General features: G+C 73.8%; 25 protein-coding genes. 19 read left to right on the plus strand and 6 right to left on the minus strand.

Annotated elements, in window-relative coordinates:
• Positions 1 to 47: 47 nt before the first annotated feature.
• From AB0F01_RS21955 to AB0F01_RS22015, 13 genes are all read left to right on the plus strand, one after another.
• Positions 48 to 1,082, plus strand: coding sequence for an SRPBCC domain-containing protein (locus tag AB0F01_RS21955; protein WP_362098271.1), 1,035 nt, complete (start codon positions 48 to 50; stop codon positions 1,080 to 1,082).
• 151 nt (positions 1,083 to 1,233) lie between these two features.
• Positions 1,234 to 2,022 (plus strand): aldose 1-epimerase, encoded by a 789-nt coding sequence (locus AB0F01_RS21960; protein WP_362098273.1) that lies wholly within the window; start codon positions 1,234 to 1,236, stop codon positions 2,020 to 2,022.
• A 10-nt stretch (positions 2,023 to 2,032) separates the two neighbouring features.
• The gene (gene pyrE, locus AB0F01_RS21965) at positions 2,033 to 2,581 is read left to right on the plus strand and encodes an orotate phosphoribosyltransferase (protein ID WP_362098276.1); all 549 of its coding nucleotides are present in this window, start codon (positions 2,033 to 2,035) and stop codon (positions 2,579 to 2,581) included.
• 298 nt (positions 2,582 to 2,879) lie between these two features.
• Positions 2,880 to 3,911, plus strand: a complete 1,032-nt coding sequence (gene fbaA, locus AB0F01_RS21970) for a class II fructose-bisphosphate aldolase (protein ID WP_362098279.1) — start codon at positions 2,880 to 2,882, stop codon at positions 3,909 to 3,911.
• A 96-nt stretch (positions 3,912 to 4,007) separates the two neighbouring features.
• Entirely contained in the window at positions 4,008 to 5,504 is a 1,497-nt protein-coding gene (locus tag AB0F01_RS21975; RefSeq protein ID WP_362098282.1) for an MFS transporter, read from the plus strand.
• A gap of 187 nt (positions 5,505 to 5,691) precedes the next feature.
• Entirely contained in the window at positions 5,692 to 6,105 is a 414-nt protein-coding gene (locus AB0F01_RS21980) for a DUF3151 domain-containing protein (protein WP_362098285.1), read from the plus strand.
• Positions 6,106 to 6,256: 151 nt separating this feature from the next.
• Positions 6,257 to 7,087 carry a tryptophan 2,3-dioxygenase family protein gene (locus AB0F01_RS21985; RefSeq protein ID WP_362098287.1) on the plus strand — a complete coding sequence of 277 codons (831 nt, stop codon included), beginning with the start codon at positions 6,257 to 6,259 and terminating at the stop codon, positions 7,085 to 7,087.
• Positions 7,080 to 8,324: a kynureninase gene (gene kynU, locus AB0F01_RS21990; protein ID WP_362098290.1), complete on the plus strand. Its 1,245-nt coding sequence runs from the start codon at positions 7,080 to 7,082 to the stop codon at positions 8,322 to 8,324. The genes AB0F01_RS21985 and kynU overlap by 8 nt, the downstream gene beginning before the upstream one ends.
• Before the next feature lie 427 nt (positions 8,325 to 8,751).
• A complete protein-coding gene (locus AB0F01_RS21995; protein WP_362098293.1) occupies positions 8,752 to 9,630 on the plus strand; it encodes an alpha/beta hydrolase in 879 nt (292 codons plus the stop codon).
• Positions 9,631 to 9,961: 331 nt separating this feature from the next.
• Entirely contained in the window at positions 9,962 to 11,305 is a 1,344-nt protein-coding gene (locus AB0F01_RS22000; protein WP_362098296.1) for a sensor histidine kinase, read from the plus strand.
• Positions 11,302 to 11,964 carry a response regulator transcription factor gene (locus AB0F01_RS22005; protein ID WP_362098299.1) on the plus strand — a complete coding sequence of 221 codons (663 nt, stop codon included), beginning with the start codon at positions 11,302 to 11,304 and terminating at the stop codon, positions 11,962 to 11,964. Before AB0F01_RS22000 ends, AB0F01_RS22005 begins: the two co-directional genes overlap by 4 nt.
• Positions 11,965 to 12,087: 123 nt before the next feature.
• A complete protein-coding gene (locus AB0F01_RS22010) occupies positions 12,088 to 13,461 on the plus strand; it encodes a histidine kinase (RefSeq protein ID WP_362098302.1) in 1,374 nt (457 codons plus the stop codon).
• Positions 13,458 to 14,123: a response regulator transcription factor gene (locus tag AB0F01_RS22015; RefSeq protein ID WP_362098305.1), complete on the plus strand. Its 666-nt coding sequence runs from the start codon at positions 13,458 to 13,460 to the stop codon at positions 14,121 to 14,123. Before AB0F01_RS22010 ends, AB0F01_RS22015 begins: the two co-directional genes overlap by 4 nt.
• On the opposite strand, the gene AB0F01_RS22020 is transcribed toward AB0F01_RS22015, so the two are convergent.
• Complete coding sequence (locus tag AB0F01_RS22020) at positions 14,093 to 14,524, minus strand: ATP-binding protein (RefSeq protein ID WP_362098307.1); 432 nt, start codon at positions 14,522 to 14,524, stop codon at positions 14,093 to 14,095. The genes AB0F01_RS22015 and AB0F01_RS22020 overlap by 31 nt on opposite strands.
• 236 nt (positions 14,525 to 14,760) lie before the next feature.
• On the opposite strand from AB0F01_RS22020, the gene AB0F01_RS22025 reads away from it, so the two are divergent.
• The 3 genes from AB0F01_RS22025 (at position 14,761) to AB0F01_RS22035 (ending at position 17,268) form a co-directional block, all read left to right on the plus strand.
• Entirely contained in the window at positions 14,761 to 15,612 is an 852-nt protein-coding gene (locus AB0F01_RS22025) for a helix-turn-helix transcriptional regulator (protein WP_362098310.1), read from the plus strand.
• Positions 15,612 to 15,788, plus strand: coding sequence for a DUF397 domain-containing protein (locus AB0F01_RS22030; protein WP_362098313.1), 177 nt, complete (start codon positions 15,612 to 15,614; stop codon positions 15,786 to 15,788). Before AB0F01_RS22025 ends, AB0F01_RS22030 begins: the two co-directional genes overlap by 1 nt.
• A 259-nt stretch (positions 15,789 to 16,047) precedes the next feature.
• Complete coding sequence (locus AB0F01_RS22035; protein ID WP_362098316.1) at positions 16,048 to 17,268, plus strand: cytochrome P450; 1,221 nt, start codon at positions 16,048 to 16,050, stop codon at positions 17,266 to 17,268.
• A gap of 16 nt (positions 17,269 to 17,284) precedes the next feature.
• On the opposite strand, the gene AB0F01_RS22040 is transcribed toward AB0F01_RS22035, so the two are convergent.
• Together AB0F01_RS22040 and AB0F01_RS22045 are read right to left on the minus strand one after the other, a co-directional pair.
• On the minus strand, positions 17,285 to 17,449 hold the full coding sequence (locus tag AB0F01_RS22040) for a hypothetical protein (protein WP_362098319.1): 165 nt from the start codon (positions 17,447 to 17,449) through the stop codon (positions 17,285 to 17,287).
• 36 nt (positions 17,450 to 17,485) lie between these two features.
• A complete protein-coding gene (locus tag AB0F01_RS22045; RefSeq protein ID WP_362098322.1) occupies positions 17,486 to 18,340 on the minus strand; it encodes a diacylglycerol kinase in 855 nt (284 codons plus the stop codon).
• A gap of 186 nt (positions 18,341 to 18,526) precedes the next feature.
• Between AB0F01_RS22045 and AB0F01_RS22050 the strand changes: the two genes are divergently transcribed.
• Positions 18,527 to 19,810 carry an adenylosuccinate synthase gene (locus AB0F01_RS22050; RefSeq protein ID WP_362098325.1) on the plus strand — a complete coding sequence of 428 codons (1,284 nt, stop codon included), beginning with the start codon at positions 18,527 to 18,529 and terminating at the stop codon, positions 19,808 to 19,810.
• A gap of 236 nt (positions 19,811 to 20,046) precedes the next feature.
• A complete protein-coding gene (locus tag AB0F01_RS22055) occupies positions 20,047 to 20,625 on the plus strand; it encodes an isochorismatase family protein (protein ID WP_362098327.1) in 579 nt (192 codons plus the stop codon).
• Positions 20,626 to 20,940: 315 nt separating this feature from the next.
• Here the strand turns inward: AB0F01_RS22055 and AB0F01_RS22060 are convergent, their stop codons facing one another.
• The 3 genes from AB0F01_RS22060 to AB0F01_RS22070 all read right to left on the minus strand — a co-directional run bounded on the left by AB0F01_RS22060 (position 20,941) and on the right by AB0F01_RS22070 (position 24,131).
• Positions 20,941 to 21,591 carry a hypothetical protein gene (locus AB0F01_RS22060; protein ID WP_362098329.1) on the minus strand — a complete coding sequence of 217 codons (651 nt, stop codon included), beginning with the start codon at positions 21,589 to 21,591 and terminating at the stop codon, positions 20,941 to 20,943.
• Positions 21,592 to 21,803: 212 nt separating this feature from the next.
• On the minus strand, positions 21,804 to 22,505 hold the full coding sequence (locus tag AB0F01_RS22065; RefSeq protein WP_362098332.1) for a GntR family transcriptional regulator: 702 nt from the start codon (positions 22,503 to 22,505) through the stop codon (positions 21,804 to 21,806).
• 270 nt (positions 22,506 to 22,775) lie between these two features.
• Positions 22,776 to 24,131 (minus strand): aspartate aminotransferase family protein, encoded by a 1,356-nt coding sequence (locus tag AB0F01_RS22070; RefSeq protein ID WP_362098334.1) that lies wholly within the window; start codon positions 24,129 to 24,131, stop codon positions 22,776 to 22,778.
• A gap of 344 nt (positions 24,132 to 24,475) precedes the next feature.
• On the opposite strand from AB0F01_RS22070, the gene AB0F01_RS22075 reads away from it, so the two are divergent.
• On the plus strand, positions 24,476 to 26,467 hold the full coding sequence (locus tag AB0F01_RS22075; protein ID WP_362098337.1) for a serine/threonine-protein kinase: 1,992 nt from the start codon (positions 24,476 to 24,478) through the stop codon (positions 26,465 to 26,467).
• The last annotated feature ends 398 nt before the right edge of the window (positions 26,468 to 26,865 follow it).

The raw sequence follows: 26,865 nt of genomic DNA on the forward strand, positions 1-26,865 counted from the left end.
CGCCGACGGGGGTACAGCCCGGGGTCGCCTGGGTAGGCTCGGCAGGCATGGAGCACGAGGTGTTCGTTCCGGTTCCGGTCGATCGGCTCAGAGCAGTGCTGGACGACCCCGCGCGGGTCGCCCGGGCGGTGCCCGGGCTCCAGCACGACGCCGGCGCGGAGCCGGTCGCCGGGCGGCTGAAGGTCCGTATCGGCAGTCACTCCATCACCTACGGCGGCGCCGTGCGCGTCACCGGGCAGGACGACGGTTCCTACGTCGTGGAGGGCGAGGCGGCGGAGACCCGCGGCACCGGCTCGGTGAAGCTGACCCTGCGGCTCGCCCTGCGGGAGGCGGAGGGGGGTACGACGCTCACCACCGAGGGCACGGCGCGCGCCGACGGCCGGGTCACCGGCCTCGCGCCGGACGCGGTGGCCGCCGCGGTCACCCGGCTGCTGACCCGGTTCGTGGAGAACCTGGGGACCGCGGCCCGGCAGGACGCCCCCGCGGAGGGACCCCCGGCCCCCGGGGCACCCACGGACGCACACACCGACGCCCCCTCGGACGGCGCCTCCACGTCCTCCGACGCGCCGCAGGAGTCGGTCGACGCGCCGCCCCAGACGGTCCAGGAGGCGGCGACCGAGGACTTCCAGCCGGGGGCCACCGGCGACTTCGAGGCCACGCCGGGCGCGGGCGACGCCCCGCCCCCGGACCCCGCCCGCCGCGTCGGCGCCGACGACGCCTCCCCGTCCGCTCCCGACCCCGTGGCGGACGGCCGCAACGCGGCGGCCGAGGAGGCGGCAGCGGCCATGGAAGCGGCAGAGGCGGCAGCGGCCATGGAAGCGGCAGAGGCGGGAGAGGCGGCAGACGCGGGGGAGGCGGGGGAGGACGGTGACGCCGTCGCGGAGGCCGCCCACGCACGGCGCACGATGATCGGCCGCAGCGCCGAGGAGGTGGACCACGCCCCGCCGCGCGGCCGGTACGCCCCCGTGCCGGCGCCCCAGACCGTCTCGACGCCGGCCCCGTTGCGCTGGGCCGCCCCGGCAGCGGCCCTCGCCGTGGCCTCCGCCGTCGTCGCCGTCCGGGTCCTGCGCCGCCGCCGGTGATCCCGGCCGTCGATGGCCCCGGGTCGCCGGTGGCCCCTGGCCGCTCGGCCCCCTGGCCGCTGTGCCCCCCGGTCGCGGTGACCTGTGGCCGCAGTGACCCCCGGCCGGTCGTGCCCCCGGCCGGTGGTGATCAGCGCAGTAGGGTCGTCCCGTGACCAACGACGACATCACGCTGACCGCGGGCGACGCGGAGGTGACCGTGCGGCCGGGCAACGGCGGGCGGGTCGCAGGGCTGCGGATCGGCGGCACGGAGCTGCTGCGGCAGGGCGAGCGGTTCGGGTGCTTCCCGATGGTCCCCTGGTGCGGACGGCTCCGTGACGGCCGGTTCCGGGACGGCGCCACCGTCCACCAGATGCCGCTGAACGCGCCGCCCAACGCCATCCACGGCACCGCCCGGGACGCCGCCTGGTGCACCGCCCGGGTGGACGACGGCGCCGCCGTCCTCACCTTCGACCTCGCCGAGCCGTGGCCCTACTCGGGGCGGGTGACCCAGCAAATCGAGCTCGCCGAGGACTCCCTCACCCTGAGCATGGCGGTGGAGACCTACGAGTCGTCCTTCCCGGCGCAGATCGGCTGGCACCCGTGGTTGAACCGCACCGTCGACGGTGCGGAGGCCGCCCTGGACTTCACGCCCGCCTGGCAGGAGGAGCGGGGCGAGGACCACCTGCCCACCGGCCGCCGCATCGATCCCCGGCCCGGGCCGTGGGACGACTGCTTCGGCATGCCCGACGGCGTCGACGTCACCGTGACCTGGCCCGGCCGCCTGAGCCTGCGGGTCACCAGCCGCGAGCAGTGGGTGGTGGTCTACGACGAGCAGCGGGAGGCGGTGTGCGTGGAGCCGCAGACCGGGCCGCCCGACGGGCTGAACAGCACCCCGCGCCTGGTCACACCGCTGGAGCCGCTGGAGGCCACGACGACCTGGACGTGGACCCGCCTCTAAGCTGGCTGCCATGACGGACACGCGCGGCGCGCTGCTGCAGCAGATCAAGGACAAGGCCGTGGTGCACGGCAAGGTGACGCTCTCCTCGGGGCTGGAGGCCGACTACTACGTCGACCTGCGCCGCGTCACCCTCGACGGCGAGGCCGCGCCGCTGGTCGGCCAGGTGCTGCTCGACCTGACCGGGGAGCTGGAGTTCGACGCGGTGGGCGGCCTGACCATGGGTGCCGACCCGGTGGCCGCCGCCATGCTGCACGCCGCCGCCGCGCGTGGCCGCAGGCTGGACGCGTTCGTCGTCCGCAAGGCCGCCAAGGCGCACGGTCTGCAGCGCCGGGTCGAGGGTCCGGACATCGCCGGCCGCCGTGTCCTGGTCGTCGAGGACACCTCCACCACCGGCGGCTCACCGCTGACCGCGGTCGAGGCCGTGCGGGAGGCGGGTGCCGAGGTGGTGGCCGTCGCCACCATCGTGGACCGGGCGACCGGCGCCGCGGAGAAGATCCGGGAGGGCGCGGGCGTGCCGTACCTGTTCGCTTTCTCCAAGGACGAGCTCGGGCTCGACTGACCGGCGGGACCGGCGGCACCTGCGGCACCGGCGGCACCGGACGTACCGGTCGCACCGGCCGTACAGGCTGTACCGGCCCGGCCGGCTGCCCCGGCCGCCGGCCGTACGTCCGGAGGGTGCCGCGGCACGGTGGCGCGGCGGGCCCCCGGGATCCCGCCACATCACGACTTGACCTGCGCCGTGGACCTGGCGGACAAGTCTGGGAAGATGGGGCCGACAACGACGTCGCTTCCAAGGTTCCAGGTCAGGGCCGACAGTACGCAGTACGCCAACCCGCACAGCTAAGAGGAGCGGACAGATGCCCATCGCAACTCCCGAGGTCTACAACGAGATGCTGGACCGGGCGAAGGCAGGACAGTTCGCCTACCCGGCCATCAACGTCACCTCGTCCCAGACCCTGCACGCGGCACTGCGCGGCTTCGCCGAGGCGGAGAGCGACGGCATCGTCCAGATCTCCACCGGCGGTGCCGAGTTCCTGGGCGGCCAGCACAGCAAGGACATGGTGACCGGCGCGGTCGCCCTGGCCGAGTTCGCGCACATCGTGGCCGAGAAGTACGACGTCAACATCGCGCTGCACACCGACCACTGCCCGAAGGACAAGCTGGACGGGTACGTCCGCCCGCTGCTCGCCGTCTCCGAGGAGCGCGTCAAGGCCGGCCGCAACCCGCTGTTCCAGTCCCACATGTGGGACGGCTCCGCGGAGACCCTGTCGGACAACCTGAGCATCGCGCAGGAGCTGCTGGAGCGCGCCCGCGCCGCGAAGATCATCCTCGAGGTCGAGATCACCCCGACCGGTGGCGAGGAGGACGGCGTCTCGCACGAGATCAACGACTCCCTCTACACCACCGTCGACGACGCGATCCGCACCGCGGAGGCCCTCGGCCTCGGCGAAAAGGGCCGCTACCTGCTGGCCGCGTCCTTCGGCAACGTGCACGGCGTCTACAAGCCGGGCAACGTCCGCCTGCGCCCCGAGCTGCTGAAGGAGCTGAACGAGGGCGTCGCCGCCAAGTACGGCAAGCCGGCCTCCCCCGGCCCGTTCGACTTCGTCTTCCACGGCGGCTCCGGCTCCAGCGAGCAGGAGATCCTGACCGCCCTGGAGAACGGCGTGGTCAAGATGAACATCGACACCGACACCCAGTACGCCTTCACCCGGCCCGTCGCCGACCACATGTTCAAGAACTACGACGGCGTCCTGAAGGTCGACGGCGAGGTCGGCTCCAAGAAGACCTACGACCCGCGCACCTGGGGCAAGGTCGCCGAGGCGTCGATGGCCGCCCGCGTCGTCGAGGCATGCCGCCACCTGCGCTCCACCGGCACCCGCATCAAGTAACGGCCCGGCGGGACCCGTCCGCCGGACGGGCCCGCGCGCCGCACGCGACGGACCCGGCACCCTCCGCGGTGCCAGGTTCTTCCGTATGCTCCGAAGATGCCCGATGTCCGGCTGGCCTCCCCGCAGGGCAGGTGGATCCTGCTCACCACGGTGCTCGGTTCCGGCATGGCGATGCTGGACTCCACCGTCGTCAACGTCGCCCTGCCGCGCATCGGCCGGGACCTCGACGCCGACCTCGCCGTCCTGCAGTGGACGGTCAACGCGTACATGGTCACGCTGGCCGGGCTGATCCTGCTGGGCGGGGCGCTGGGGGACCGGTTCGGGCGGCGGCGGGTGTTCGTCGTCGGCGTGGTGTGGTTCGCGGCGGCCTCCCTGCTGTGCGGGCTCGCCCCCGGCGCCGGGACGCTGATCGCCGCCCGCGCGCTCCAGGGCGTCGGCGGGGCCCTGCTCACACCCGGTTCGCTCGCCCTGATCCAGGCGTCGTTCCACCGGGACGACCGGGCACGCGCGGTGGGTCTGTGGTCCGGCTTCGGGGGGATCGGCGCGGCGATCGGCCCGTTCCTCGGCGGCTGGCTGGTGGACGGGCCCGGCTGGCGCTGGGTGTTCCTGATCAACGTGCCGGTCGCCCTGGTGTGCGTCCCGATCGCCGTGCGCCACGTGCCGGAGTCCTCCGGCGGCGGCACGCACGGCCGCTTCGACGTCCTCGGGGCCGGGCTCGGCGCACTGGCGCTGGCGCTGGTGACGTACGCGCTGATCGGGGCGGAGGAGGCGTCCGGCGCGGTGGTCGTCGCCGGGGCCGCGGGACTGGCCGCCGCGGTGGCCTTCGTGTGGGTGGAGCGCCGGCACCCGGACCCGATGATGCCGCCGGACATCTTCGCCTCCCGCCAGTTCACCTCGGTCAACCTGCTCACGCTCTGCGTCTACGCGGCCTTCGGCGGCTTCTTCTTCCTCGCCGCGCTCCAGCTCCAGGTCGTCGTCGGCTACTCGGCGCTCGCCGCCGGCGCGGCCCTGCTGCCGACCACCGCGCTGATGCTGCTGCTCTCCGCCCGCTCCGGCGAGCTGGCCGACCGCATCGGACCCCGCCTCCCGCTCACCGTGGGCCCGCTGCTGGCGGCGGCGGGCATGGTGCTGATGCTGCGCGTCGGGCCGGGCGCCTCCTACGCGGCCGACGTGCTGCCCGCGCTGCTGGTGCTCGGCCTCGGCATGGTCGCCCTGGTGGCGCCGCTGACGGCGACCGTGCTCGCCTCGGTGGACGTCGGGCGGGCCGGGCTGGCCAGCGGCATCAACAACGCCGCCGCCCGCGCGGCCGGGCTGCTGGCCGTGGCGGCGCTGCCGCTGCTGGCCGGGATGGGGCCGGAGGCGTACCGGCGGCCGGACGCCTTCGACGACGCGTTCGGGCGGGCGATGCTCTGGTGCGCGGGCCTGCTGGTGGCCGGCGCGGTGCTCGCCTTCGCGACCGTGCGCCGTCCCGCCCCGGACTGCCGCCGCCCCGAGTGCCGCACCCACGGCAGCGTGGCCGTGCCGCCGCTGGAACCCCGCACCTCCGCCGGGCGGCTGCGGGAGGAGGGCGGGGGCGGTGCGGCGCCAGGCTGAGGCGCGGTACGGCGCGCGGCACCGGGCTGAGGAGCGCATGGCGCGGCGCCGGGCTGAGGGGGCGCCGCCCCCCGGGCTGAGAAGGCGCCGCCCCCCGGGCTGACCCGCGCACGGTGACGCCTTGCCGCCTCCCGGGTTCAGCCACGCACCGTGACGCGGCCCGCGCCCGATGTACGAGACTGGAGGCATGTCGATTCACGAGAACCTCCTCGGGGGCCCGCCCCCCACGCACCTCCCCGACGACCCCGGGCCGCGTGAGCTGCTCGCGTCGGGTACCACCCCGACCGACGTCGCCGCGCAGCACCCCACCTCCTCGCTGGCCTGGGCCCGGCTGGCCGACGAGGCGTTCGAGCGGGGCAGCGTCGTCGAGTCGTACGCCTACGCCCGCACCGGTTACCACCGCGGGCTGGACGCCCTGCGCCGCAACGGCTGGAAGGGCCACGGACCGGTGCCGTGGGAGCACGAGCCGAACCGCGGCTTCCTGCGTGCCCTGCACGCCCTCGCCCGGGCCGCCCAGGCCATCGGCGAGAAGGAGGAGTACGAGCGCTGCTCGCAGTTCCTCAAGGACTCCTCCCCCACGGCGGCCGAGGTGCTCGGCTGAACGGTCGTGACCGCGTCGAGGCCCGCCCGTGAGCGGGCGGGCCTTGCGGATCAGTGGGGCCCATGCGCAGGATGCGGTATGGGGACCGGGGCCCCCGTGCCGGTAACGGCAGGGGCGGACCGCTACCCGGAGCACATTTCAGGAGACAGCGATGTCCCACGAGGCTCACGAGCCCGAGACCCCGCATCTCGACTTCCAGGGCACGACGCCGTACGAGGACTACGTCAAGGCCGACGTCCTCACCCACCTCCAGCACACCCTCTCCGACGATCCCGGAGAGATGGTCTTCCTGGTCACCACCCAGGTGATGGAGCTGTGGTTCACCGTGATCGTCCACGAGTGGGAGACGGCCGCGCAGGCGCTGAGGCGGGACGACGTACCGACCGCGATCGACGCGCTGAAGCGGTCCGTGCGCGAACTGGAGGCGCTGAACGCCTCCTGGAGGCCCCTGAGCGGGCTCACCCCGGCGCAGTTCAACTCCTACCGCGGCGCCCTCGGCGAGGGGTCCGGCTTCCAGTCGGCGATGTACCGGCGGATGGAGTTCCTGCTCGGCGACAAGTCCGCGTCCATGCTGGTCCCGCACCGGGGCGCGCCGCGGGTGCACGCCGAGCTGGAGAAGGCCCTGCACGAGCCGAGCCTGTACGACGAGGTGCTGCGGTTCCTCGCGCGGCGCGGCCACGCCGTCCCCGACGAGGTGCTCGGCCGCGACGTCTCGCAGCGCTACACGCCGTCCCCGCAGGTGGAGGCCGTCTGGACGGCCGTGTACGCGGGGGACGAGCGGGACGAGGTGGCGCGCCTGGGCGAGGCGCTGACCGATGTCGCCGAGCTGGTGTGGCGCTGGCGCAACGACCACCTCGTCGCCACCCGCCGCGCGATGGGCGCCAAGACCGGCACGGGCGGCTCCGCCGGGGTGGCCTGGCTGGAGAAGCGGGCGCAGAAGAGCGTGTTCCCCGAGCTGTGGACGGCGCGGTCCTATGTCTGAGCTGAGGATACGGGCCAAGGAGCTGGACAGGGTCGACGAACTGGCGGCCAAGCGCGCCGAGTTCGTACTGGACCCCGCGTCCGGGCCGGACGCCGGCACCGAGGGCGTCTACCTGGACGGCAACTCGCTCGGCGCGCTGCCCGCCGCCGTGCCTGCCCGGGTGGCGGACGTGGTGGCCCGGCAGTGGGGCGAGCTGCGCATCCGGTCCTGGACGGAGGGCGGCTGGTGGACGGCGCCCGAGCGGATCGGCGACCGGATCGCCCCGCTGGTGGGCGCGGCGGCCGGGCAGATCGTCGTGGGCGACTCGACCAGCGTCAACGTGTTCAAGGCCGTCGTCGGCGCGGTGCGCCTCGCGCGGCTCGGCGACCCCGCCCGGGACGAGGTCCTGGTGGACGCGACCACCTTCCCCACGGACGGCTACATCGCCGGGTCGGCGGCCCGGATGACCGGCTGCACGCTGCGCCCGGTGACCCCGGACGAGGTGCCGGGCGCGGTGGGGGAGCGGACGGCCGCCGTGCTGCTCAACCACGCCGACTACCGCTCCGGCCGGCTGCACGACCTGCCCGGCCTCACGGCCGCCGTGCACGCGGCGGGCGCCCCGGTGGTGTGGGACCTGTGCCACAGCGCGGGCGCGCTGCCGGTGGGGCTGGACGAGCACGGCGTGGACCTCGCGGTCGGCTGCACCTACAAGTACCTGAACGGCGGCCCCGGTTCGCCCGCCTTCCTGTACGTCCGCGCGGACCTGCAGGACCGCTTCGACTCCCCGCTGCCCGGCTGGAACTCCCACGCGGAGCCCTTCGGGATGCGCCCGGAGTACGAGCCGGCGCCGGGCGCCCTGCGCGGGCGGGTCGGCACCCCCGACATCCTGTCGATGCTCGCCCTGGAGGCGGCACTGGAGGTCTGGGACGGGGTGTCCGTCGAACAGGTGCGGGCCAAGTCCCTCGCGCTGACGGACTTCTTCCTGGAGTGCGTGGCCGCGTACGTCCCGGACGGCCGGGTCGAGTGCCTGACCCCGCTCGCGCACGGGGAGCGGGGCAGCCAGATCGCCCTGCGCTGCCCGGACGCCGATCGCGTGATGCGGCGGCTGATCGAGCGCGGGGTGGTCGGCGACTTCCGCCACCCGGACGTGCTGCGCTTCGGCTTCACCCCGCTCTACGTCGGCTTCGCGGACGTGGAGCGGGCGGCGCGGGTGCTGGCGGAGGTGCTGGCCGAGGGGCCGGCGGGCGACGCCGGCTGATGCCGTGCCCGGCGGGTGGTGTGGGCTGACGCCGTGCCCGATGGACGGCGCGGGCCGGTGGACCATCCGCCGGGCGGCGCGGGCCAGGGCACCAGCGCACCATCCGCCGGGCGGCGCGGGTGTACGCGGAGGTGCTGGCCGAGGGGTCGGCGGGCGGCGCCGACTGGTGCCTCGCGCGGCGGGCGGCGCGGGCCGGTGCACCACCCGGCGGGCGGCGTGGAACGGCACTCCGTGCCGCACCGGAGAAGCGTCGCCCGGCCCGCCCCGCGCCCCGGTGGGGAGTGGGCCGGGAGGTGCGGACCCGCAGGGGTTCACCGTGCGTGATATCCCCATGTCCACGCGGGTCCTCGTCCTGATACCGTCCCGGCCAAACAGCCGGACCTCTTCCCCGGTCCGCCATCCACGTGTCACCGCTGAGAGGTCGAGCATGACGGACGCCGCCGCAGCCGCCCGGGCCACCGCCGAGGAGGAGGCGGCCCTGTCCCACGCGCCCGTCGACCCGGACACGAGCGCCGCCTACGGCGACGACCCCGACCAGGTGGTCGACTTCTACGCCCCCCGCGCGGCGGACGGCCCGGAAGGCCCCGTCCCGCTCGTCGTGGTCCTGCACGGCGGGGCCTGGCGGGACCCCTACGACCGGCGGCACGTCAGCCCGTTCGCCGCCTTCCTCGCCCGGCGCGGGTTCGCCGTGGCGAGCGTCGAGTACCGGCGTGGGTCCGGCCGGGACGCCGCCGGGCGGCCCCGTGCGGGCCGCTGGCCGGAGACGTTCGACGACGTGGCCGCCGCCCTTGACGCCCTGCCAGCGCTGGCCCGGCGGCACCTGCCGCGGGCCGACCCCCGCCGCACGGTCGTCACCGGGCACTCCGCGGGCGGCCACCTGGCCCTGTGGGCCGCCGCCCGGCACCTGCTGCCCGCCGACGCTCCGTGGCGCACCGACCGGCCGGCCCCGCTGCGCGGGGTGGTCGCCCTCGCCCCCGTCGCCGACTTCGAGGTCGCCGACAAGCTGGCCGTCTGCGACGGAGCCGTGCGTCAACTCCTCGGCGACGACGAGCACTTCGCCGCACGTCGGCCGTACGCCGACCCCGCGGAGCTGCTTCCCACCGGGATCGCCACCACCATCGTCCAGGGCCGCACCGACCTGGACGTCCCGCAGGCGGTCGCCGAGGCGTACGCGGACGCCGCGGCCAAGGCCGGCGAGGTGGTCGGCCTGACCCTGCTGGAGGACGTCGGCCACTTCCCCCTGATCGACCCGTCGGCGGACGCCTGCGCGGTGGTGGCGGAGGAGATCGCCCAACTGGCCTGGTGACGGGCCGAGTTCCGGGCCACTGCGCCCGCCGTCGGGCCGGTCGCCCGTCGTACCCCTCATACCTGGGAGCTACCCGCGGGTGAGTCCCACGGCGGGACGCGGATCACCCCTGTGACCGCGTAACTTCCTTGCCCGGCGGGCCCGATGTCCGGGCGCCGTACGGAGGCGGAAGGGCGACGCGGCGGGGAGCGTGGCCCGGGCCGGGGCGGGTGTGGGAGGGGGCGCGCCGCGCGGGGGAGTGGCCTGCTCGCCGCGCTCATCGACCCCTCCGTGACGGCCGTACTCCTCCGGCACCGGACGGCCCGCCGACCGACCTCGAAAGGAGTACGCCATGTCCAGGCTGAAGCACGTGACGGGCACGGGGGGACGACGCGGACTGCGGTTGCTGCTGATGCTGCGGCACGACCTGCTGACGCTGCGGGCCGACCCGATGCCCCCGTCGGTGGGGCTGCGCTGGGTGCCGCACGGGCTGGTGTGCCTGGTGGCGGTCGCCCTCCTCCTCGGCGATGTCAACCAGCTCCAGGGGGACGGGAAGCTGGGCACGGCCACTTCCCTGCTGGTCGCGGCCGGACAGTGCGGGGCGGTCGTCCTCGCGCTGCATCGCCCGGTGCCGGCGCTGTGGCTGTCGCTCACCGCGACGCTGACCGGAGCCGTCCTGCTGCGCCCCCTGCTGATGGGGTACCAGATCCTCGGCTTCCCCTGGCCCTGGAACCCGTGGGGCATCGCCGCCCACCTGCTCGTGCTGCTGCTACTCGCCCTGCGGGTGCCGACCCGGGTCTCCGCCGCGGCGCTGGCCCTGACCGCGCTGCTCACCTACGTCCTCCAGGGCGTGTGGGGCGCCTGGTACCACTCGCCGACAGGTCAGGCCGCCGTGCTGCTGTCCGCTGTCGCGGTCGTGCTCGGCAGCGCCCTGCGCGGGCGCCGCGAGGCCCGCGCCGAACTCGTGGAACAGACCACGCTCACCGCCGAGGAACGCGCCCGCCGCACTCTCCTGGAGGAGCGCAGCCGCATCGCGCGGGAACTGCACGACGTGGTGGCCCACCACATGTCGGTGATCTCCATCCAGGCGCAGGTCGCCCCGCACCTCGTCGAGGACCCGCCCGGCGAACTGAGGGAGAACCTCGCCGGCATCCGGCAGAACGCGGTCGACGCCCTCACCGAACTGCGCCGCGTCCTCGACGTGCTGCGCTCCGAGCACCCCGTTCCCGGCGACGGGCCGGACGGCCCGGAGACCTCCCGGTACGCCCCGCAGCCCACCCTGGACCGGTTGGAGGCGCTGGTGGAGAACACCCGCGCCGCCGGGCTCGCCGTCACCACCGAGGTGAGCGGCGGGCGGCGCCCGCTGCCGCCCGGCGTGGAGCTGTCGGCGTACCGGATCGTGCAGGAGGCGCTGAGCAACGTCCTGCGGCACGCGCCCGGAGCGACCGCGCGCGTCGTCCTGGCCTACGACCCGGGCGGGCTGCGGGTGGAGGTCGTCAACACCAGCCCGTCCCGGGAGGCGCCGCCGTCGGCCGGGGCCGGGCACGGGCTGCTCGGCATGCGGGAACGGGCCGTCATGCTGGGCGGCGGGCTGACGGCCGGCCCCTGGTCGGGAGGCGGCTACCGGGTCGACGCCTACCTCCCCGCGCCCGCGGAGCACGCCTCGCCCCTCCCTCTCCTGAACGGCACCGCATGATCCGTGTACTCGTCGCCGACGACCAGCAGATGGTCCGGCAGGGCTTCACCGTGCTGCTCGACACGCAGCCCGACATCGAGGTGGTGGGGCAGGCGGTCGACGGGCTGGACGCGGTCCGGCAGACCGCCGGCCTCGCCCCGGACGTCGTCCTCATGGACATCCGCATGCCCGAACTCGACGGCATCGAGGCCACCGCCCGCATCACCGCGGCCACCCCGAGGATCAGGGTCCTCGTCCTGACCACCTTCGACCTCGACGAGTACGTGTACGAGGCGCTGCGCGCCGGGGCGTCCGGCTTCCTGCTGAAGGACGCCTCCGCCGAGCAGCTCGCCGAGGCGGTCCGGGTCGTCGCGGCCGGGGACGCCCTGCTCGCGCCGGGCATCACCCGGCGGCTGATCGCGGAGTTCTCCCGGCTGGACCCCCGGCCCCGCACCCCGCCCGCACAGCGGGTCGCCGAGCTGACCGACCGGGAGACGGAGGTGCTGGTGCTGATCGCGCAGGGCCTGTCCAACGCGGAGATAGCCGTACGGCTCGTGGTGGCCGAGCAGACCGTGAAGACGCACGTCGGCCGGATCCTGGTGAAGCTGGGCCTGCGGGACCGCACCCAGGCGGCGATCTTCGCCTACGAGTCCGGACTGGTCCGCCCCACCGGGTACTGAGCGGGGCCGGCGGGGCGCGGTGCCGGCGGCCTCCCTGGCCTCCGGGTAGTACCTGAGACGGACCTCGCGGAACCCCTCTCCACGGGGACGACCGCGGTCACCCGGTCGGCCTACCGTGTGAGCGTGACCGAGACGACCCACACGCAGCCCCCGAGCGGCCCGCGCCGTGCCGGGGACGGGGCGGAATCCCGCAGCCCGGAGTACCGGCTGGCCCAGAACGTCCTGCGGGGCCTGCGCCAGGACCTGTTCCACGACCCCTTCGCCTACCGTCCGCTGCCGCCCCGGCGCACCGACGGCCCGTTCGTCCGCCGGCTGCCCGGCCGGCTGCGGACGTCCGCGCGGAACCTCCCGCACGCGGTGGTCGGCGGCATCGCGCTGTTCTCCCTGTTCGTCGGGGCGGTGTCGGGCAGCATGCCCGGCGGTGACGTCCCGGCGCTGCTGAGCGGTCTGCTGTGCGCGCTGCCGGTGCTCGCCACGCTGGTCCGGCCGGTCGGGGCGTTCTGGCTGTCGCTGGCGGTGACGCCGGTGGTGGCGATCCTCAACGGCGGCGGGGTCGACTGGCCGTGGATTCCCGGTGCGTTCATCAGCCACCTGACGGTGCTGGTGGTCGTGGCGCTGCGGACCCGGCCGCGGACGGCGGCCTGGATGTGGGTGCTGACCGCCTGCTACGCGTTCCTCTCGGACGTGGTCATCGGCGGCGCCTACTACTACACGAACAGCGGGCCCATGATGGTGACCTCCGCGTTCGCCCTGCTCGTGGTGTCCCTGTGGCACGTCCGCCACGCGGCGCAGCAGGAGGTGACCGCGCAGCAGACGGTCACCGCGCAGGAGCGGTCCCGGCGCACGCTGCTGGAGGAGCGCACCACCATCGCCCGCGAGTTGCACGACGTGGTCGCCCACCACATGTCGGTGGTCGCCATCCAGGCCGAGGCCGCGCCGTACCGGGTGGAGAACCCGCCGCCGGAGCTGGAGCGCGCCTTCGCCACCATCCGGGAGAACGCGGTGGCCGCCCTCACCGAGCTGCGCCGGGTCCTCGGTGTGGTGCGGGCTGAGGACTACGAGGCCCCGGACGCCCCGCAGCCCACGCTGGCCGACCTGGACGCCCTGCTCGCCAATGTCCGCGACGCCGGCCTGGAGGTGGAGAAGGTGGTGACCGGCGCGGTGCGGGAGCTGCCGCAGGGCGTGGAGCTGTCGGCGTACCGCATCGTGCAGGAGGCGCTGAGCAACAGCCTGCGGCACGCGCCCGGGGCGAGCGCCCGCGTGGAGATCGGCTACGTCCTCGGCGGGCTCGGCGTCCGCGTGGTCAACGGCCCCGCGCCTTCCCCCAACCTGATCAAGCCCTCGCCCGGCACCGGCCACGGCATCACCGGCATGCGGGAGCGGGTCTCCATGCTGAACGGCGAGATGACGGCCGGGCCGACCGACGACGGCGGCTACGAGGTGGCGGTGTTCCTGCCGGTCGCCGTGGCCCACGAGACGAGCGGGGAAACGGCATGACCATCCGCGTGCTGATCGCGGACGACCAGATGATGGTGCGCGAGGGCTTCTCGGTCCTGCTGAACGCGATGCCCGACATCGAGGTCGTCGGCGAGGCCGTCAACGGGCGGCAGGCGGTGGAGCGGGTGCGGGAGCTGCGTCCCGACGTCGTCCTGATGGACATCCGCATGCCGGAACTCAACGGCATCGAGGCGACCCGGGAGATCGTCGCCGCCGACGGCACCGCGAAGGTGCTGGTGCTCACCACCTTCGACCTCGACGAGTACGTGTACCAGGCCCTGCGGGCGGGCGCCTCCGGCTTCCTGCTCAAGGACGCCTCGGCCCGCCAACTGGCCGACGGGGTACGAGTGGTCGCGTCCGGCGAGGCCCTGCTCGCCCCGACGGTGACCCGGCGGTTGATCACCGAGTTCTCCAAGCTGTCCGAGGCCCCCCGCCTGATGCCGGCCGCGCACGCGGCGTACGGGGACCTCACCGAGCGGGAGACGGAGGTGCTGGTGCTGATCGCGCAGGGCCTGTCGAACGCGGAGATCGCCGGCCGGCTGGTGGTGGCCGAGTCGACGATCAAGACCCACGTCAGCCGCATCCTGGTGAAGCTGGGCCTCAGGGATCGCACCCAGGCGGCCGTCTTCGCCTACGAGGCCCGGCTGGTGACCCCGGGCTGACCGGACAGCTCGCACCAGACGTACTTGCCCCGGTTGCCGAACGAGGACAGCGGGTGCCAGCCCCACAGGTCGGAGCAGGCCCTGACCAGGGTGAGTCCCCGGCCGTCCTCGTCGGTGGGGCAGCCGTCCGACGCGGGGGGCGGCAGCGGTGGCCCGGGGTCGGCGTCCCACGCGCCGATCCGCAGTACGCCGGCCGCCCACCGCACCCGCAGCGCGGCGGGTCCTCCGGCGTGCCGCACCGCGTTGGTGATCAGTTCCGTCGCCAGCAGTTCGGCGACGTCGACCAGGCGGATCAGCCCGTGCATCGTGAGAATGAGCCGGAGGGTACGGCGGCTGACGGTGACGGCGCGCGGGTCGTGCGGGATGTACAGGGAGTACTCCCAGGACTCGTCCTCGGGCATGCGGCCACTCCGTTCGGTGAGGTGTTGGGCGACACGGCGGACGTCGCGACCTCCGGGCGGTGTCATTGCCGCAGCCGTCATTGCAGGACGAAGCGGTGCGCTTCCGGTGCCCCGGGGTTTCGCAGTGTGTGCGTCGCGTCACCGACGGTAGAGGAGTAATTTCTCCCGCTGCAACCTGTTGCCATAATTCAGCACTCGAACGTGGCACGCACGCAGGGTGTCGGGACGGAGTACGTATGGCGCCGAGAAGCAATCCCACCGCTCGACAGGTGCGGCTGGGTGCCGAGTTGCGCAAGCTGCGCGAGGCTACCGGTATGAGGGCGCGTGAGGTGGCTGCGTTCCTCAACTCGACCTCGGCGCAGATGAGTCAAGTGGAGTTAGGCATCTCGGGCGTCAGCGCCGAGCGCGTTCGTCGGCTGGCAGCCCATTACGGCTGTGAGGACGAGGCGTTCATCGACGCTCTGGCATCCATGGCCAGTGAGCGGTCACATGGCTGGTGGGACGAATACCGAGGGATCCTGCCGCAGGTGAACATGGACGTCGCGGAGGCGGAGCATCACGCGACCTTTCTGCGGGAGGTCGTGATCACTCACGTCCCGGGGCTACTCCAGACTCCGGACTACGCCCGTGCGGTCTTCAGGTACATGCGGCCTGATCTGTCCGAGGGCGAACTGGAACCGCGCGTGGAACTCAGGATGAGGCGCCGCGAGGCGATCGAGGGTGACAGTCCGACCCCGTACGAGACAGTGATCCACGAGTTCGCCCTGCGTATACGGGTCGCCGACCGACAGACGGCCGTGTCCCAACTCCGGCTCATCCTGGACGAGATCGAAGCCGGCCATGCCACCGTGCGCATCGTCCCGGTCGACAGGGACGGCTTCGCTGGTGCCGACGCATCCATGCTGTACGTGGGCGGACCGGTGCCCAAGTTGGACACGGCACTCCTCGACTCACCCACCGGCACTCTGTTCATCGACGCGGCAGATCACTTGAATCGGCTCCGAACACTCTTCTGCACGGTGAAGAAGTCGGCGCTGGCCCCCTCCGAGTCACGGGACCTCGTTCACCGCATGACGAAGGAGCTTTGATGAACTGGCGAAAGTCCACCTACTCCGGCGGCGGCGAAGGCAACACCTGCGTCGAGATCGCCGCTCTCACCACGCGCATAGCCATACGCGACTCCAAGGCCCCGGCCCGAGGCACCCTCTCCATCCCGGCCCCCTCCTTCACCCTTTTCATCGAGCACCTGAAGCATCACCCCTGACCGCGAACGACACGTCCCGTCCGCGCACGTGAGCACATCGCCCTCCCTTGCCCGCACCCCCCTCATCCGAGCGCGCCCCTCACACCGAGCCCTCCTCCGCTCACGACCGTCGGGCCACTACCGCTACCCGCAGCGGCCGAGCACCGGCGAACGGCCGCGACCGGAGTCCGCAGCGGCCGGGCACCGGCACACCGCCGCGACCGGGGTCCGCAGGAGCCGGGCACTGGCACACGGCAGGTGGGCGTTCTAAGGTCCGGGCATGATGGCTCAGCCCGACCTCGTGTTCGATCCGTGGGACCCGGCCTTCGTCGCCGACCCGTACCCCGCCTACGCCGAGCTGCGGGAACGCGGCCGGGTGCACTGGTTCGAGCCGACGAACCAGTGGCTCGTCCCGCACCACGCGGACGTGTCGGCGCTGCTGCGCGACCGCCGCCTGGGCCGGACCTACCTGCACCGCTTCACCCACGAGGAGTTCGGCCGGATCCCGCCCCCGCCCGAGCAGGAGCCCTTCCACACGCTCAACGACCACGGCATGCTCGACCTGGAGCCGCCGGACCACACCCGCATCCGGCGGCTGGTGTCGAAGGCGTTCACCCCGCGCACGGTGGAGCGCCTGAAGCCGTACGTGGAGGGTCTCGCGGCGGACCTGGTCACTTCGCTCGTCGACGCGGGCGGCGGCGACCTGCTGCGGGACGTGGCCGAGCCGCTGCCCGTCGCCGTGATCGCCGAGATGCTGGGCATCCCCGAGGCCGACCGGGCACCGCTGCGCCCCTGGTCGGCGGACATCTGCGGGATGTACGAGCTGAACCCGTCCGGGGAGGCGGCCGACAAGGCGGTGCGGGCGTCGGTGGAGTTCTCGGAGTACCTGCGGGAGCTGATCGCCGAGCGCCGCAAGAACCCCGGCGACGACCTGGTCTCGGGGCTGATCGCGGCCCACGACGAGGACGACCGCCTCACCGAGCAGGAGATGATCTCCACCTGCGTCCTGCTGTTGAACGCCGGCCACGAGGCCACCGTGAACTCCACGGTCAACGGCTGGTGGGCGCTGTTCCGCAACCCCGGCCAGCTCGCCGCCCTGCGCGCGGACCACTCCCTGGTGCCGCGGGCAGTCGAGGAGCTGATGCGCTACGACACCCCGCTCCAGCTGTTCGAACGCTGGGTGCTGGACGAGATCGAGATCGACGGGCAGGTGATCCCCCGGGGCGCCGAGATCGCCATGCTGTTCGGCTCCGCCAACCACGACCCGGCCGTCTTCACCGACCCGGACCGCCTGGACCTGACCCGCGCCGACAACCCCCACATCTCCTTCAGCGCCGGCATCCACTACTGCATCGGCGCCCCGCTGGCCCGCATCGAACTCGCCGCGTCGATGACGGCCCTGCTGGAGAAGGCCCCCGGACTCCGCCTCGCGGCGGAGCCGCTGCGGAAGCCGAACTTCGTGATCAGGGGGCTGGAGGGGCTGGCCGTCGAGGTGCGGTGATCCCCCGTCCGGGTGATCACCGGCGGTTGCGGGCGCTGGACGTCAGGGGCTCGTCGAACCGGTGTCTGCCTGCGGAGGAGGCACCACGCCTTCCGGCGACCAGCGCCGCCAGGACGACGTACCCCGCCGCCATGACCGTCAGGACGACCAGGACCACGGTGCCCGGCAGCGCCGACGGCACATACGGGGCCTACGGCACCCACGGCACCCACGGCACCTACGGGACCGCCGGCACCGTCAGCCCCCACGCCCCCTCCCGCACCTCCCACGTCCGCGTGCGGACCGGGCCCGACACCACCGCGTCCGCGCGGTAACGGAAGTGGGCGCCCGAGACGGTCACCGTGCGGCCCTCGGCGAGCAGCGGGGACGCCTCCGCGCCCACGGACAGCGGGCGCACCTCCACGCGGGCCCTGCCCGGGGCGGTGGGGGAGATCGACACGGCCTCCACCGGCTGGTGCAGGTCCACCAGGGTCTCCCCGTCGACCTCCACCCGCAGCCGTGCGTGCCGCGTCTCGGGGACGGCGACGGCGCGCGTCGGCAGGGTGGGGACCAGGGTCCGGACCAGGGAGTGGCAGGTCCGCAGCCAGGGGTGGCCGGTGCCGGCCGCCTCCCGCGCCGACGCCCCGGCCGGCGGGATGCGCAGGCTGCCGAGGACCACGCCGTCGCTGTCGTCGACCAGCAGGTCCCGGCGCCGCTCCGCCCCCTCCAGGACGGCCCGCGCCGCGTCCACCGCCCCGGTCGGCACGCCCAGCGACCGGGCGAGGGACAGCGAGCCGCCCACCGGCACCAGGGACAGCACACATCCGGCCAGCTCCCGGCGGCGGTGCAGCACGCTCACCGCCCGTATCAGGGCCCGGTCGTCGCCGATCACCACCGGGCGCCGGGAGCCGCGCCGGGCCAGCGCCCGGGCGAACTCCTCCGGGCCGTCCGGCAGGCACACCTTCGTGCTCACCGCACCGCCGCTGAGCACGTCTTTCGCGATCCGGACGGATTCGCCGTCCGTTCGCCGCGCGACCGGATCGATGACCACCAGGAGCTGATCGGACGTCGCGGAAGTCGCCACCTCGGCCATGCCTCGCTTCCTCGGGTAGCATCTTTGTGCAAGAGCCCCTTTGCGCTATTGCGCCAGGGGCTTCGTCTATTCCGGGGCACCCGGTCCGACGGTCGGCGGCCAACGATGGTCGCGGTGCACGCGGCGGAGAACCTCCGCGTACGCCCCTGACCCTGGACATGCCCCGCCCGGAAGGGGTGTACGCGCGTGCCCGCACTTGTGCTGCTCGGTGCTCAGTGGGGTGACGAAGGCAAGGGGAAGGCGACGGACCTGCTCGGTGGCTCCGTCGACTATGTGGTCCGCTACCAGGGCGGCAACAACGCCGGCCACACGGTGGTGGTGGGCGATCAGAAGTACGCCCTGCACCTCCTGCCGTCCGGAATCCTCTCCCCCGGCTGCACGCCGGTGATCGGCAACGGCGTCGTCGTCGACCCCTCGGTCCTGCTCTCCGAGCTGAGCGGGCTGAACGACCGTGGCGTCGACACCTCGAAGCTGCTGCTCAGCGGCAACGCCCACATCATCACGCCGTACAACGTGACGGTCGACAAGGTCACCGAGCGCTTCCTCGGCAAGCGCAAGATCGGGACCACCGGCCGCGGCATCGGCCCCACCTACGCCGACAAGATCAACCGGGTCGGCATCCGCGTCCAGGACCTGTACGACGAGTCGATCCTGACGCAGAAGGTCGAGGCGGCCCTCGACGTCAAGAACCAGATGCTCACCAAGCTCTACAACCGGCGGGCGATCGCCGTCGACCAGGTGGTCGAGGAGCTGCTGGGCTACGCGGACAAGCTCGCGCCGTACGTCGCCGACACCGTCCTGGTGCTGAACGAGGCGCTGGAGCAGGACAAGGTGGTCCTCTTCGAGGGCGGCCAGGGCACCCTGCTCGACATCGACCACGGCACGTACCCCTTCGTCACCTCCTCCAACCCGACCGCGGGCGGCGCCTGCACCGGCGCGGGCGTGGGGCCGACGAAGATCGGCCGGGTCATCGGCATCCTCAAGGCGTACACCACCCGGGTCGGCGCCGGACCGTTCCCGACGGAACTGTTCGACGAGGACGGCGAGGCGCTGCGCCGCATCGGCGGCGAGCGCGGTGTGACCACCGGCCGGGACCGCCGCTGCGGCTGGTTCGACGCGGTCATCGCCCGCTACGCCACCCGCGTCAACGGCCTCACCGACTTCTTCCTGACCAAGCTGGACGTCCTCACCGGCTGGGAGCAGATCCCGGTCTGCGTCGCCTACGAGATCGACGGCCGGCGCGTGGAGGAACTCCCCTATTCGCAGACCGACTTCCACCACGCGAAGCCCGTCTACGAGATGCTGCCGGGCTGGTCCGAGGACATCACCGGCGCGAAGTCCTTCTCCGACCTGCCGAAGAACGCGCAGGGCTACGTGAAGGCGCTGGAGGAGATGTCCGGCGCCCCGATCTCCGCCATCGGCGTGGGACCGGGCCGCGACGAGACGATCCAGATCAACTCGTTCCTCTGAGTCAGCCCGCCCCGCGGGCCGGGGCACACGACGGGACGGCCGGTGCGACCACCTCGCACGGGCCGTCCCGTTCGTCGGTCGATGGCCGTTGGTCGGTCGGGCGGAGGGCGTTTATTGGATGCACGGGAGAGGGCTCGGTGTGATTACCTGCCGGGGTCGGTGTTCGGCACCGAAGCGCCACGCGGGCGACAGCCGCCCGGCCGCGCTCCCCACTCCCGAGCAGAAAGAGCAGCCGCATGACGACGGCCCTCGTCCTGATGGATCTCCAAGTCGGCCTGCTGACCGGGGAGGACGCGGTTCCCGAGGCCGAGGCACTGCTGGGCCGGCTGCGTCCGCTCGCCGAGCGCGCTCGGGCCCTCGGCATCCCGGTGATCCACGTGCAGGACGACGACCTCGGTGACGTCGGCTCCGCGGAGTGGCTCATCGACCCCCGGCTCGGAGCGCGGGACGAAGACCTCCGGGTGCGCAAGGCGGAGTGCGACGCCTTCCACGAGACCGAACTGGACGGGCTGCTGCGCTCGCGCGGGGTCCGGCACCTGGTCGTCGCCGGCCTCACCACCGAACTGTGCGTCGACTCCACCTGCCGCAAGGCGGTGACGCTCGGCTACGACGTGACCCTCGTGTCCGACGGGCACTCGACGCCGGCCGACCACCTGCCGGTCGGGGCGATCATCGACCACCACCACCGCATCCTCGACGGCTACGGCGTCTACATCGACCGCCGCCCGTACGAGATCCGGCTCCAGTCGGCCGCCGAGGTCGACTTCGTCGCCCCCGAGGAGCCCGAGCCGGACGCCGCCGACGACGCCGCGTGAGGGCCGCCCGCCGCCCGCCGCGCCGGCGCCGCGTGAGGGAGGGCCGTCGCCTGCCGTGCCCCACCCCCGCGCCGTACCGGTTCGCAACGGGCTGCCGGGCACCGCGACGACCCCGTCCCGGAGGGCCCCGTCCCGGAGGACCCCGCCCCTGACGACCCCGTCCCTGAGTACACCGTCACCGACGAATCCGTCCGTGAGGACCCCGCCCGACCGTGCGCACCGCGCCGAAGCGCTCCCTCACCCGGGACGGCGGCGGCCGGGCGTAGCGGCGGGCCGGGCCGTCGCGCGCGGCCCTCGACGGCCCGCCGGTACGCCTCAGCTGAAGACGATCATCGATCCCTGCGCCAGGCTCCGGGTCGCCGCCGCGTGCAGGCCCAGCCAGACGTGGCGTTCGCGGGCGAAGGGGCTCGGGTCGTAGGGAGCGGGGACCGCCGGTTCCTCCAGCTCCGTCGGGCCGCGCGGGGGCTCGGGGGCCGCCGGAGGGTTGGCCGGATCGATGCCCAGCACGGGAGCCACGGACTCCAGTTCCCGCAGCAGGGCGTGCGAGGAGCCCAGCGGGCCGCCGCCCGCGAGGAGTTCGTCGCTGGAGAGGGGGTGCGGGAAGTCGACGGGGACGTACGCGCCCGCGTGGTCGTAGTGCCAGACCAGGTGGGACTGCTGGGCCGTCGTCTCGAACATCTCCAGCAACTGCTCGTAGTCACTGCCCAGTTCCCCCACCGGAGTGACGGGGAGACCGGACAGGTGGAGCAGGTGGGCGCGGCGCAGGAAGTGCAGCGCGTCGTAGTCGAAGCCCGCGACCGGGGCGACCTCGCCGGACAACCCCGGCATGTACTGGTACACCGGCACCGGTGGCAGCCCGCCGTCCGCGAGCACCCTGTTGTACTGCGCGAGTTCCTCGGCGAACGGATTGTCGGGCGTGTGGCACAGGACGTCGACGAGCGGTACCAGCCACAGATCACAGGCCAAAGAGGGCTCCTCGCGGATAGGACGACGGTCAGGGCTGTCGGGGCGGTCACAGCGGTCGCGCGGTCGCGGCGGTCACGGTGGCCGTGTTCGCGGCGGTCACCGCGAGCACCCGGTCCTCGAAGGGTAACGGCGCGGTGCGAGGAGAGGGTTTCCCCGTGCACCCCCTATACCCAGGCGTGCCCGGACGACGCGACCGGGGCCGCGGCAAACGCTCACCCGTCCGCCATGCGCTCGATCAGGGCGAGCGAATGGGCGTTGTAGGAGGCGATGATCGCGCGGGCCGTGTCGGTGTCACGCTGCGACAGGGCGTCGACCAGTTCGGTGTGCCGGGCCCACAGGCGGCCCCGCAGATCCGGCAGTCGCCGCAGGTGCTGCACCATGCCCACCCACGTCTGGACGCGCAACCGGTGCAGGAAGTCGGTGAGGTACGGGTTGCCGAAGACCGACGAGAGCTCGCGCCAGAACCGCAGGTCGTAGCCGATGAGGACGGTCAGGTCCCCGGCCAGGGCGGCCCGCCGGGCCTCCTCGCCGCGCCGCCGGACACCGGCCAGCGCGGCGGACGTCCGGGGGTCGTCCGGCCGGTACCGGTCCGGGTGGTGGCGGACCAGGGAGTGGAACATGCCGTCGAGGACCAGGCCGCGGGCCTCGATCATGTCGCGGAAGTCGGGGAGCGTGAACGCGTGCACCCGGAAGCCGCGGTGGTGGTCGGCGTCGAGCAGGCCCTGCGCGGACAGGTCGACCAGGGCCTCCCGCACCGGGGTCGCGGACACCCCGTACTGCTCGGCGATCTCCTTGACGGTGAACTCCCGTCCCGGCTGGAGCCGTCCGGCCAGCACCTCGTCGCGGAGCGCGTCGGCGATCTGCTGCCGCAGGGTGCTGCGGGTCACCGCGGCGTGGCCGCTGCTGCCGGGCATGGTCGGGGGCGCTCCCTCGTCGCGTTCACGTGCCGCGCGGGCACCTGGGTGTCTGCGGACACCCGTGTGCCGTGCGGACACCTGTGTACTACGGGCACGACACCTTACGCGTTCGGGTACGGCATGCCTGTTCGACCGGAGGCGGGCGGGGAGACGGAGAGGGCAGGAGGAGCGGAGGGCGCGGGCAGGGACCGGGCGGGAGGAGCGGAGGGCGCGCGACGGGGCGCGGGCGGGAGGCGGCCGGGCCTCCCGCCCGCGCCCGGGGGCCGACTACGCCACGTACTCGTCCGCCACCGACAGCGCGGAGTCCAGCACCGCCAGGCCCTCCTTCAGCTCGGCCTCGGTGACGGTGCACGGCGGGACCACGTGAGTGCGGTTCATGTTCACGAAGGGCCACACCCCGCCCTCCTTCACCGCGGCGGCGAACGCGGCCATCGGGGCGTTCGCCTCACCGGCCGCGTTGTACGGGACCAGGGGCTCACGGGTCTCGCGGTCGCGCACCAGCTCCAGGGCCCAGAACATGCCGGTGCCGCGGACGTCGCCGACGCTGGGGTGGCGGGCGGCCAGGTCGCGCAGGGCGGGTTCGAGGACGGTCGAGCCGAGCCGGGCCGCGTTCTCCACGATGCCCTCCTCCGCCATCACGCCGATCGTCGCGACGGCCGCCGCACAGGCCAGCGGATGCCCGGAGTAGGTCAGCCCGCCCGGGTAGGGCCGCTTGCCGAAGGTCTCGGCGATCGCCCCGGAGATGGCGACGCCGCCCAGCGGCACGTAGCCGGAGTTCACGCCCTTGGCGAAGGTCAGCAGGTCCGGGACGACGTCGTACAGGTCGGCCGCGAACCACTCGCCGGTCCGGCCGAACCCGGCCATCACCTCGTCCAGCACGAAGACGATGCCGTACTTGTCGCACAGCTCCCGCACGCCCGCGAGGTAGCCGGCCGGCGGCATCATGATGCCCGCGGTCCCCGGGATGGTCTCCAGGATGATCGCGGCGATCGTCGACGGCCCCTCGAAGGCGATCGTCGTCTCCAGGTGCTCCAGCGCCCGCGCGCACTCCTGCTCCTCGGTCTCGGCGTAGAACCGGGAGCGGTAGAGGAAGGGCGCCCAGAAGTGCACGACACCGGCGGTCCCGCTGTCGGAGGCCCAACGGCGCGGGTCACCGGTGAGGTTCACCGCCTGCTGGGTGCCGCCGTGGTAGGAGCGGTACGCGGAGAGCACCTTGGGGCGGCCGGTGTGCAGCCGGGCCATGCGGACGGCGTGCTCGACGGCGTCGGCGCCGCCGTTGGTGAAGAAGATCTTGTCCAGGTCGCCCGGGGTCCGCTCGGCGATCAGCCGTGCCGCCTCCGAACGCGCCTCGACGGCGAAGGCGGGGGCGAACGTCGCCAGCCGCCCGGCCTGCTCCTGGATCGCCGCGACCACCTCGGGGTGCTGGTAGCCGATGTTCGTGTAGACGAGCGCGCTGGCGAAGTCGAGATAGCGCCGGCCGTCGTAGTCCCAGAAGTACGACCCCTGGGCCCCGGCGACGGCGAGCGGGTCGATGAGGTCCTGCGCGGACCAGGAGTGGAACACATGGGCACGGTCGGCGGCCTTCACTGCGGCGCCGGCCTCGGGGTTCGGCTGAGCGGTCATGCCGCCGAGGGTAGGCGGCCCGCGGCCCGGGCGACATCGGCGGCCTGTCTGCGGTCGGAGGCTTTCCACGACAGGTTGTCGAATGCTCCCGGCCGGTACCGGTTGCTCCCGCCTCCGCCTCCGACTCGACTCCCGACTCCGGCTTCCGGCCTCGCCGTCCATGATCCGGCGGGCCGACGGGTCGGCCGGCCGGTGGGCCGGTGGGCCGGGTGCGCGGACGGGCTCGGTGCGCGGGTCGGCGGGGGCGGTTCCTGTTACGGAACCGTAGACGTCGTCAGCCGGTCCTCACACGTCCCCCGCACTATCCTCATGATGTTGCTCACTGGGGGGAAGGCGGCGCGACGATGGAGAAGCTCGGTCCCGGGGACCCGCCGAGGATCGGCGCGTACCGGCTGCTCGCACGGCTCGGCGCGGGCGGCATGGGATTCGTCTACCTGGCCCGTTCCGACCGGGGGCGCACCGTCGCCGTGAAACTGGTGCGCGAGGAACTGGCCCAGCAGGAGGAGTTCCGGGCGCGTTTCCGGCAGGAGGTGCAGGCGGCCCGGCAGGTCGGCGGGGCGTGGACCGCTCCGGTGCTCGACGCGGACACCGAGGCGCCGGTGCCCTGGGTCGCCACCGGATACGTCGCCGGGCCCAGCCTCCAGCAGGTCGTCGGCCACCACCACGGGGCGCTGCCCGAGCGGTCGGTCCGCATCCTCGCCGCCGGTCTCGCCCACGCGCTGAAGGACATCCACGCCGCGGGCATCGTGCACCGCGACCTCAAGCCGTCCAACGTGCTCGTCACCATCGACGGGCCGCGGGTCATCGACTTCGGCATCGCGCGGGCCCTGGAGACGGTGACCGACGGCGGGCTCACCCGGACCGGCGCGCTGGTCGGTTCGCCCGGCTTCATGGCGCCCGAGCAGGTGCGCGGCGACCGGATCACGCCCGCGTGCGACGTGTTCTGCCTGGGCTCGGTGCTCGCCTACGCCGCCACCGGTGAGCTGCCCTTCGGCACCGCCAACAGCGGGGTCCACGCCCTGATGTTCCGCATCGCGCAGGAGGAGCCGAACCTCGACGCCGTGCCCGAGGGCGTCGCCGACCTCGTCCGCGACTGCCTCAAGAAGGACCCGTCCGCGCGGCCCACGCTCGATGAGATCCTGCGGCGCACCGGAGCCGGGGACACCGTCACCGACGGCCGGTCCCGCGACCCCTGGCTGCCGGGCGCCCTGGTCGCCCAGCTCGGCCGCCACGCGGTCCAGCTGCTCGACACGGAGAACCCGGAAGGGCCCGACGGCCAGGACGGGCCGGGCGGGTCCGGCGGACCGGGCGAGGCGCCCGGCCCGGCGGCACCGGCGGGTCCGGACGGCCCGGCGGAGACGCCCGCCGGGGCGCACGGGGCGGCGCGTGCGCTCCCGGCGCCCGCCGCCACCCCCGAGCACGCCCCCGCCACCGACGACCCGGGCGGCCCCGCGGGTCCCGCGTCCGGTGGCGCCCCGCCCGCCCCCGGCCGGCCGGGCGACGGCGCCGCGCTGAACCACCTGCCCACCCTCGTCGCGGGACAACAGGCCACCCCGCCCCCCGCCCCCGCACCGGGCACCCCGGCCCTCCCCGCCGGCCCGCAGAACCCGTCGGGGTACGGCCATCCCCAGCAACACCCGGGCTACGGCTACCCCTACAACGGCTACGGCGGCGGAGCCACCCCGCCCTACGGGCCGCCCCCCTTCACCGGGACCCCGCCGTACGGGCCGCCCCAGGACCCGCGGCGCACCGCACGGTCCACCGCGCTGCTCGTCGTCATCGCCCTGGTCGTCGCGCTGGCCGCGGGCGGCACCGTGTACGCGCTGATGAGCAACGGCGGCGACAACAGCGCGGGCGGCGACTCCTCCGCCTCGCCGTCCCCGTCCGGCGACACCACCACCGAGAGCGACGGGGGGAACACCGGGAGCCCGTCCGACGACAAGCGGCCCGGCACGGACGACCCGGACACCACGTCCCCGCCCGACGGCACCGTCCCGGCCGAGTACCTGGGCAGCTGGTCCACGACCATCGACAACGCGAGCGGGGTGCACACCCGCCGGCTCACCCTCCAGCAGGGCGACGTCGGCGAGACGGTCATGTCCCTCCTCGCCGAGGGCCCCACGGGCAACGGCACCTACCGCTGCGTGTTCGAAGCCCGGCTGTCCTCGGCGTCCGGTACCGGCGGGCTGGAACTCGGCCCGTCGAGCGTCACCAGCGGCCGGCCGCGCAGCGCCTGCACCCCGGGCGCCGCGACACAGGTCCGGCTGCTGCCCGGCGGGACCCTCCAGCGCGTGAACACCAGCAGCGGCGAACAGCTCACCTACACCCGCGACTGAGCCCCGGGCAGGCAGGGGGAGGGGCAGGACGGGGCCCGGAGCGCCGGAGCGGACGAGGGACGCCGCCTCGCAGCCGCCCTCCGTCGTTCCGACAGCCGCCCCGTGGCCTGTGCCGGCGGCAGCTTGCGCGGCCCGTGCCGGCGGCAGCCTGCGTGGCGTCACGGCAGCCACCCCGTCGCCCGGTCCGGCGGCAGCCTGCGTCGCGTCACGGCAGCCGCCCCCTTCGTGCCACGGCAGCCGTCCCCTGCGTCGTCGCCCCTATCGCGTTCCCGAGGGCGGCCGGCGGGCCTCCGCTTCGGCAGCCACCCCATGGCGTCGCCGCCCTCATCGCGTTCCCGAGCGCGGTCGGTGGGCCTCCGTTCCGGCAGTGCGGCCGGTGGGCTCCCGCTCCGGAGGCG

Origin of the sequence: Streptomyces sp. NPDC029526, assembly GCF_040637405.1 — a bacterium.
Classification (GTDB): domain Bacteria; phylum Actinomycetota; class Actinomycetes; order Streptomycetales; family Streptomycetaceae; genus Streptomyces.

Bases quoted from the DNA above. Each gene is read 5' to 3' on its own strand.
- AB0F01_RS21955 (WP_362098271.1), top strand. From the start codon at position 48: ATGGAGCACGAGGTGTTCGTTCCGGTTCCGGTCGATCGGCTCAGAGCA.
- pyrE (WP_362098276.1), top strand. From the start codon at position 2,033: ATGACGGACACGCGCGGCGCGCTGCTGCAGCAGATCAAGGACAAGGCC.
- fbaA (WP_362098279.1), top strand. From the start codon at position 2,880: ATGCCCATCGCAACTCCCGAGGTCTACAACGAGATGCTGGACCGGGCG.
- AB0F01_RS21975 (WP_362098282.1), top strand. From the start codon at position 4,008: ATGCCCGATGTCCGGCTGGCCTCCCCGCAGGGCAGGTGGATCCTGCTC.
- AB0F01_RS21980 (WP_362098285.1), top strand. From the start codon at position 5,692: ATGTCGATTCACGAGAACCTCCTCGGGGGCCCGCCCCCCACGCACCTC.
- AB0F01_RS21985 (WP_362098287.1), top strand. From the start codon at position 6,257: ATGTCCCACGAGGCTCACGAGCCCGAGACCCCGCATCTCGACTTCCAG.
- kynU (WP_362098290.1), top strand. From the start codon at position 7,080: ATGTCTGAGCTGAGGATACGGGCCAAGGAGCTGGACAGGGTCGACGAA.
- AB0F01_RS21995 (WP_362098293.1), top strand. From the start codon at position 8,752: ATGACGGACGCCGCCGCAGCCGCCCGGGCCACCGCCGAGGAGGAGGCG.
- AB0F01_RS22000 (WP_362098296.1), top strand. From the start codon at position 9,962: ATGTCCAGGCTGAAGCACGTGACGGGCACGGGGGGACGACGCGGACTG.
- AB0F01_RS22005 (WP_362098299.1), top strand. From the start codon at position 11,302: ATGATCCGTGTACTCGTCGCCGACGACCAGCAGATGGTCCGGCAGGGC.
- AB0F01_RS22015 (WP_362098305.1), top strand. From the start codon at position 13,458: ATGACCATCCGCGTGCTGATCGCGGACGACCAGATGATGGTGCGCGAG.
- AB0F01_RS22020 (WP_362098307.1), bottom strand. From the start codon at position 14,524: ATGCCCGAGGACGAGTCCTGGGAGTACTCCCTGTACATCCCGCACGAC.
- AB0F01_RS22025 (WP_362098310.1), top strand. From the start codon at position 14,761: ATGGCGCCGAGAAGCAATCCCACCGCTCGACAGGTGCGGCTGGGTGCC.
- AB0F01_RS22030 (WP_362098313.1), top strand. From the start codon at position 15,612: ATGAACTGGCGAAAGTCCACCTACTCCGGCGGCGGCGAAGGCAACACC.
- AB0F01_RS22035 (WP_362098316.1), top strand. From the start codon at position 16,048: ATGATGGCTCAGCCCGACCTCGTGTTCGATCCGTGGGACCCGGCCTTC.
- AB0F01_RS22045 (WP_362098322.1), bottom strand. From the start codon at position 18,340: ATGGCCGAGGTGGCGACTTCCGCGACGTCCGATCAGCTCCTGGTGGTC.
- AB0F01_RS22055 (WP_362098327.1), top strand. From the start codon at position 20,047: ATGACGACGGCCCTCGTCCTGATGGATCTCCAAGTCGGCCTGCTGACC.
- AB0F01_RS22065 (WP_362098332.1), bottom strand. From the start codon at position 22,505: ATGCCCGGCAGCAGCGGCCACGCCGCGGTGACCCGCAGCACCCTGCGG.
- AB0F01_RS22070 (WP_362098334.1), bottom strand. From the start codon at position 24,131: ATGACCGCTCAGCCGAACCCCGAGGCCGGCGCCGCAGTGAAGGCCGCC.
- AB0F01_RS22075 (WP_362098337.1), top strand. From the start codon at position 24,476: ATGGAGAAGCTCGGTCCCGGGGACCCGCCGAGGATCGGCGCGTACCGG.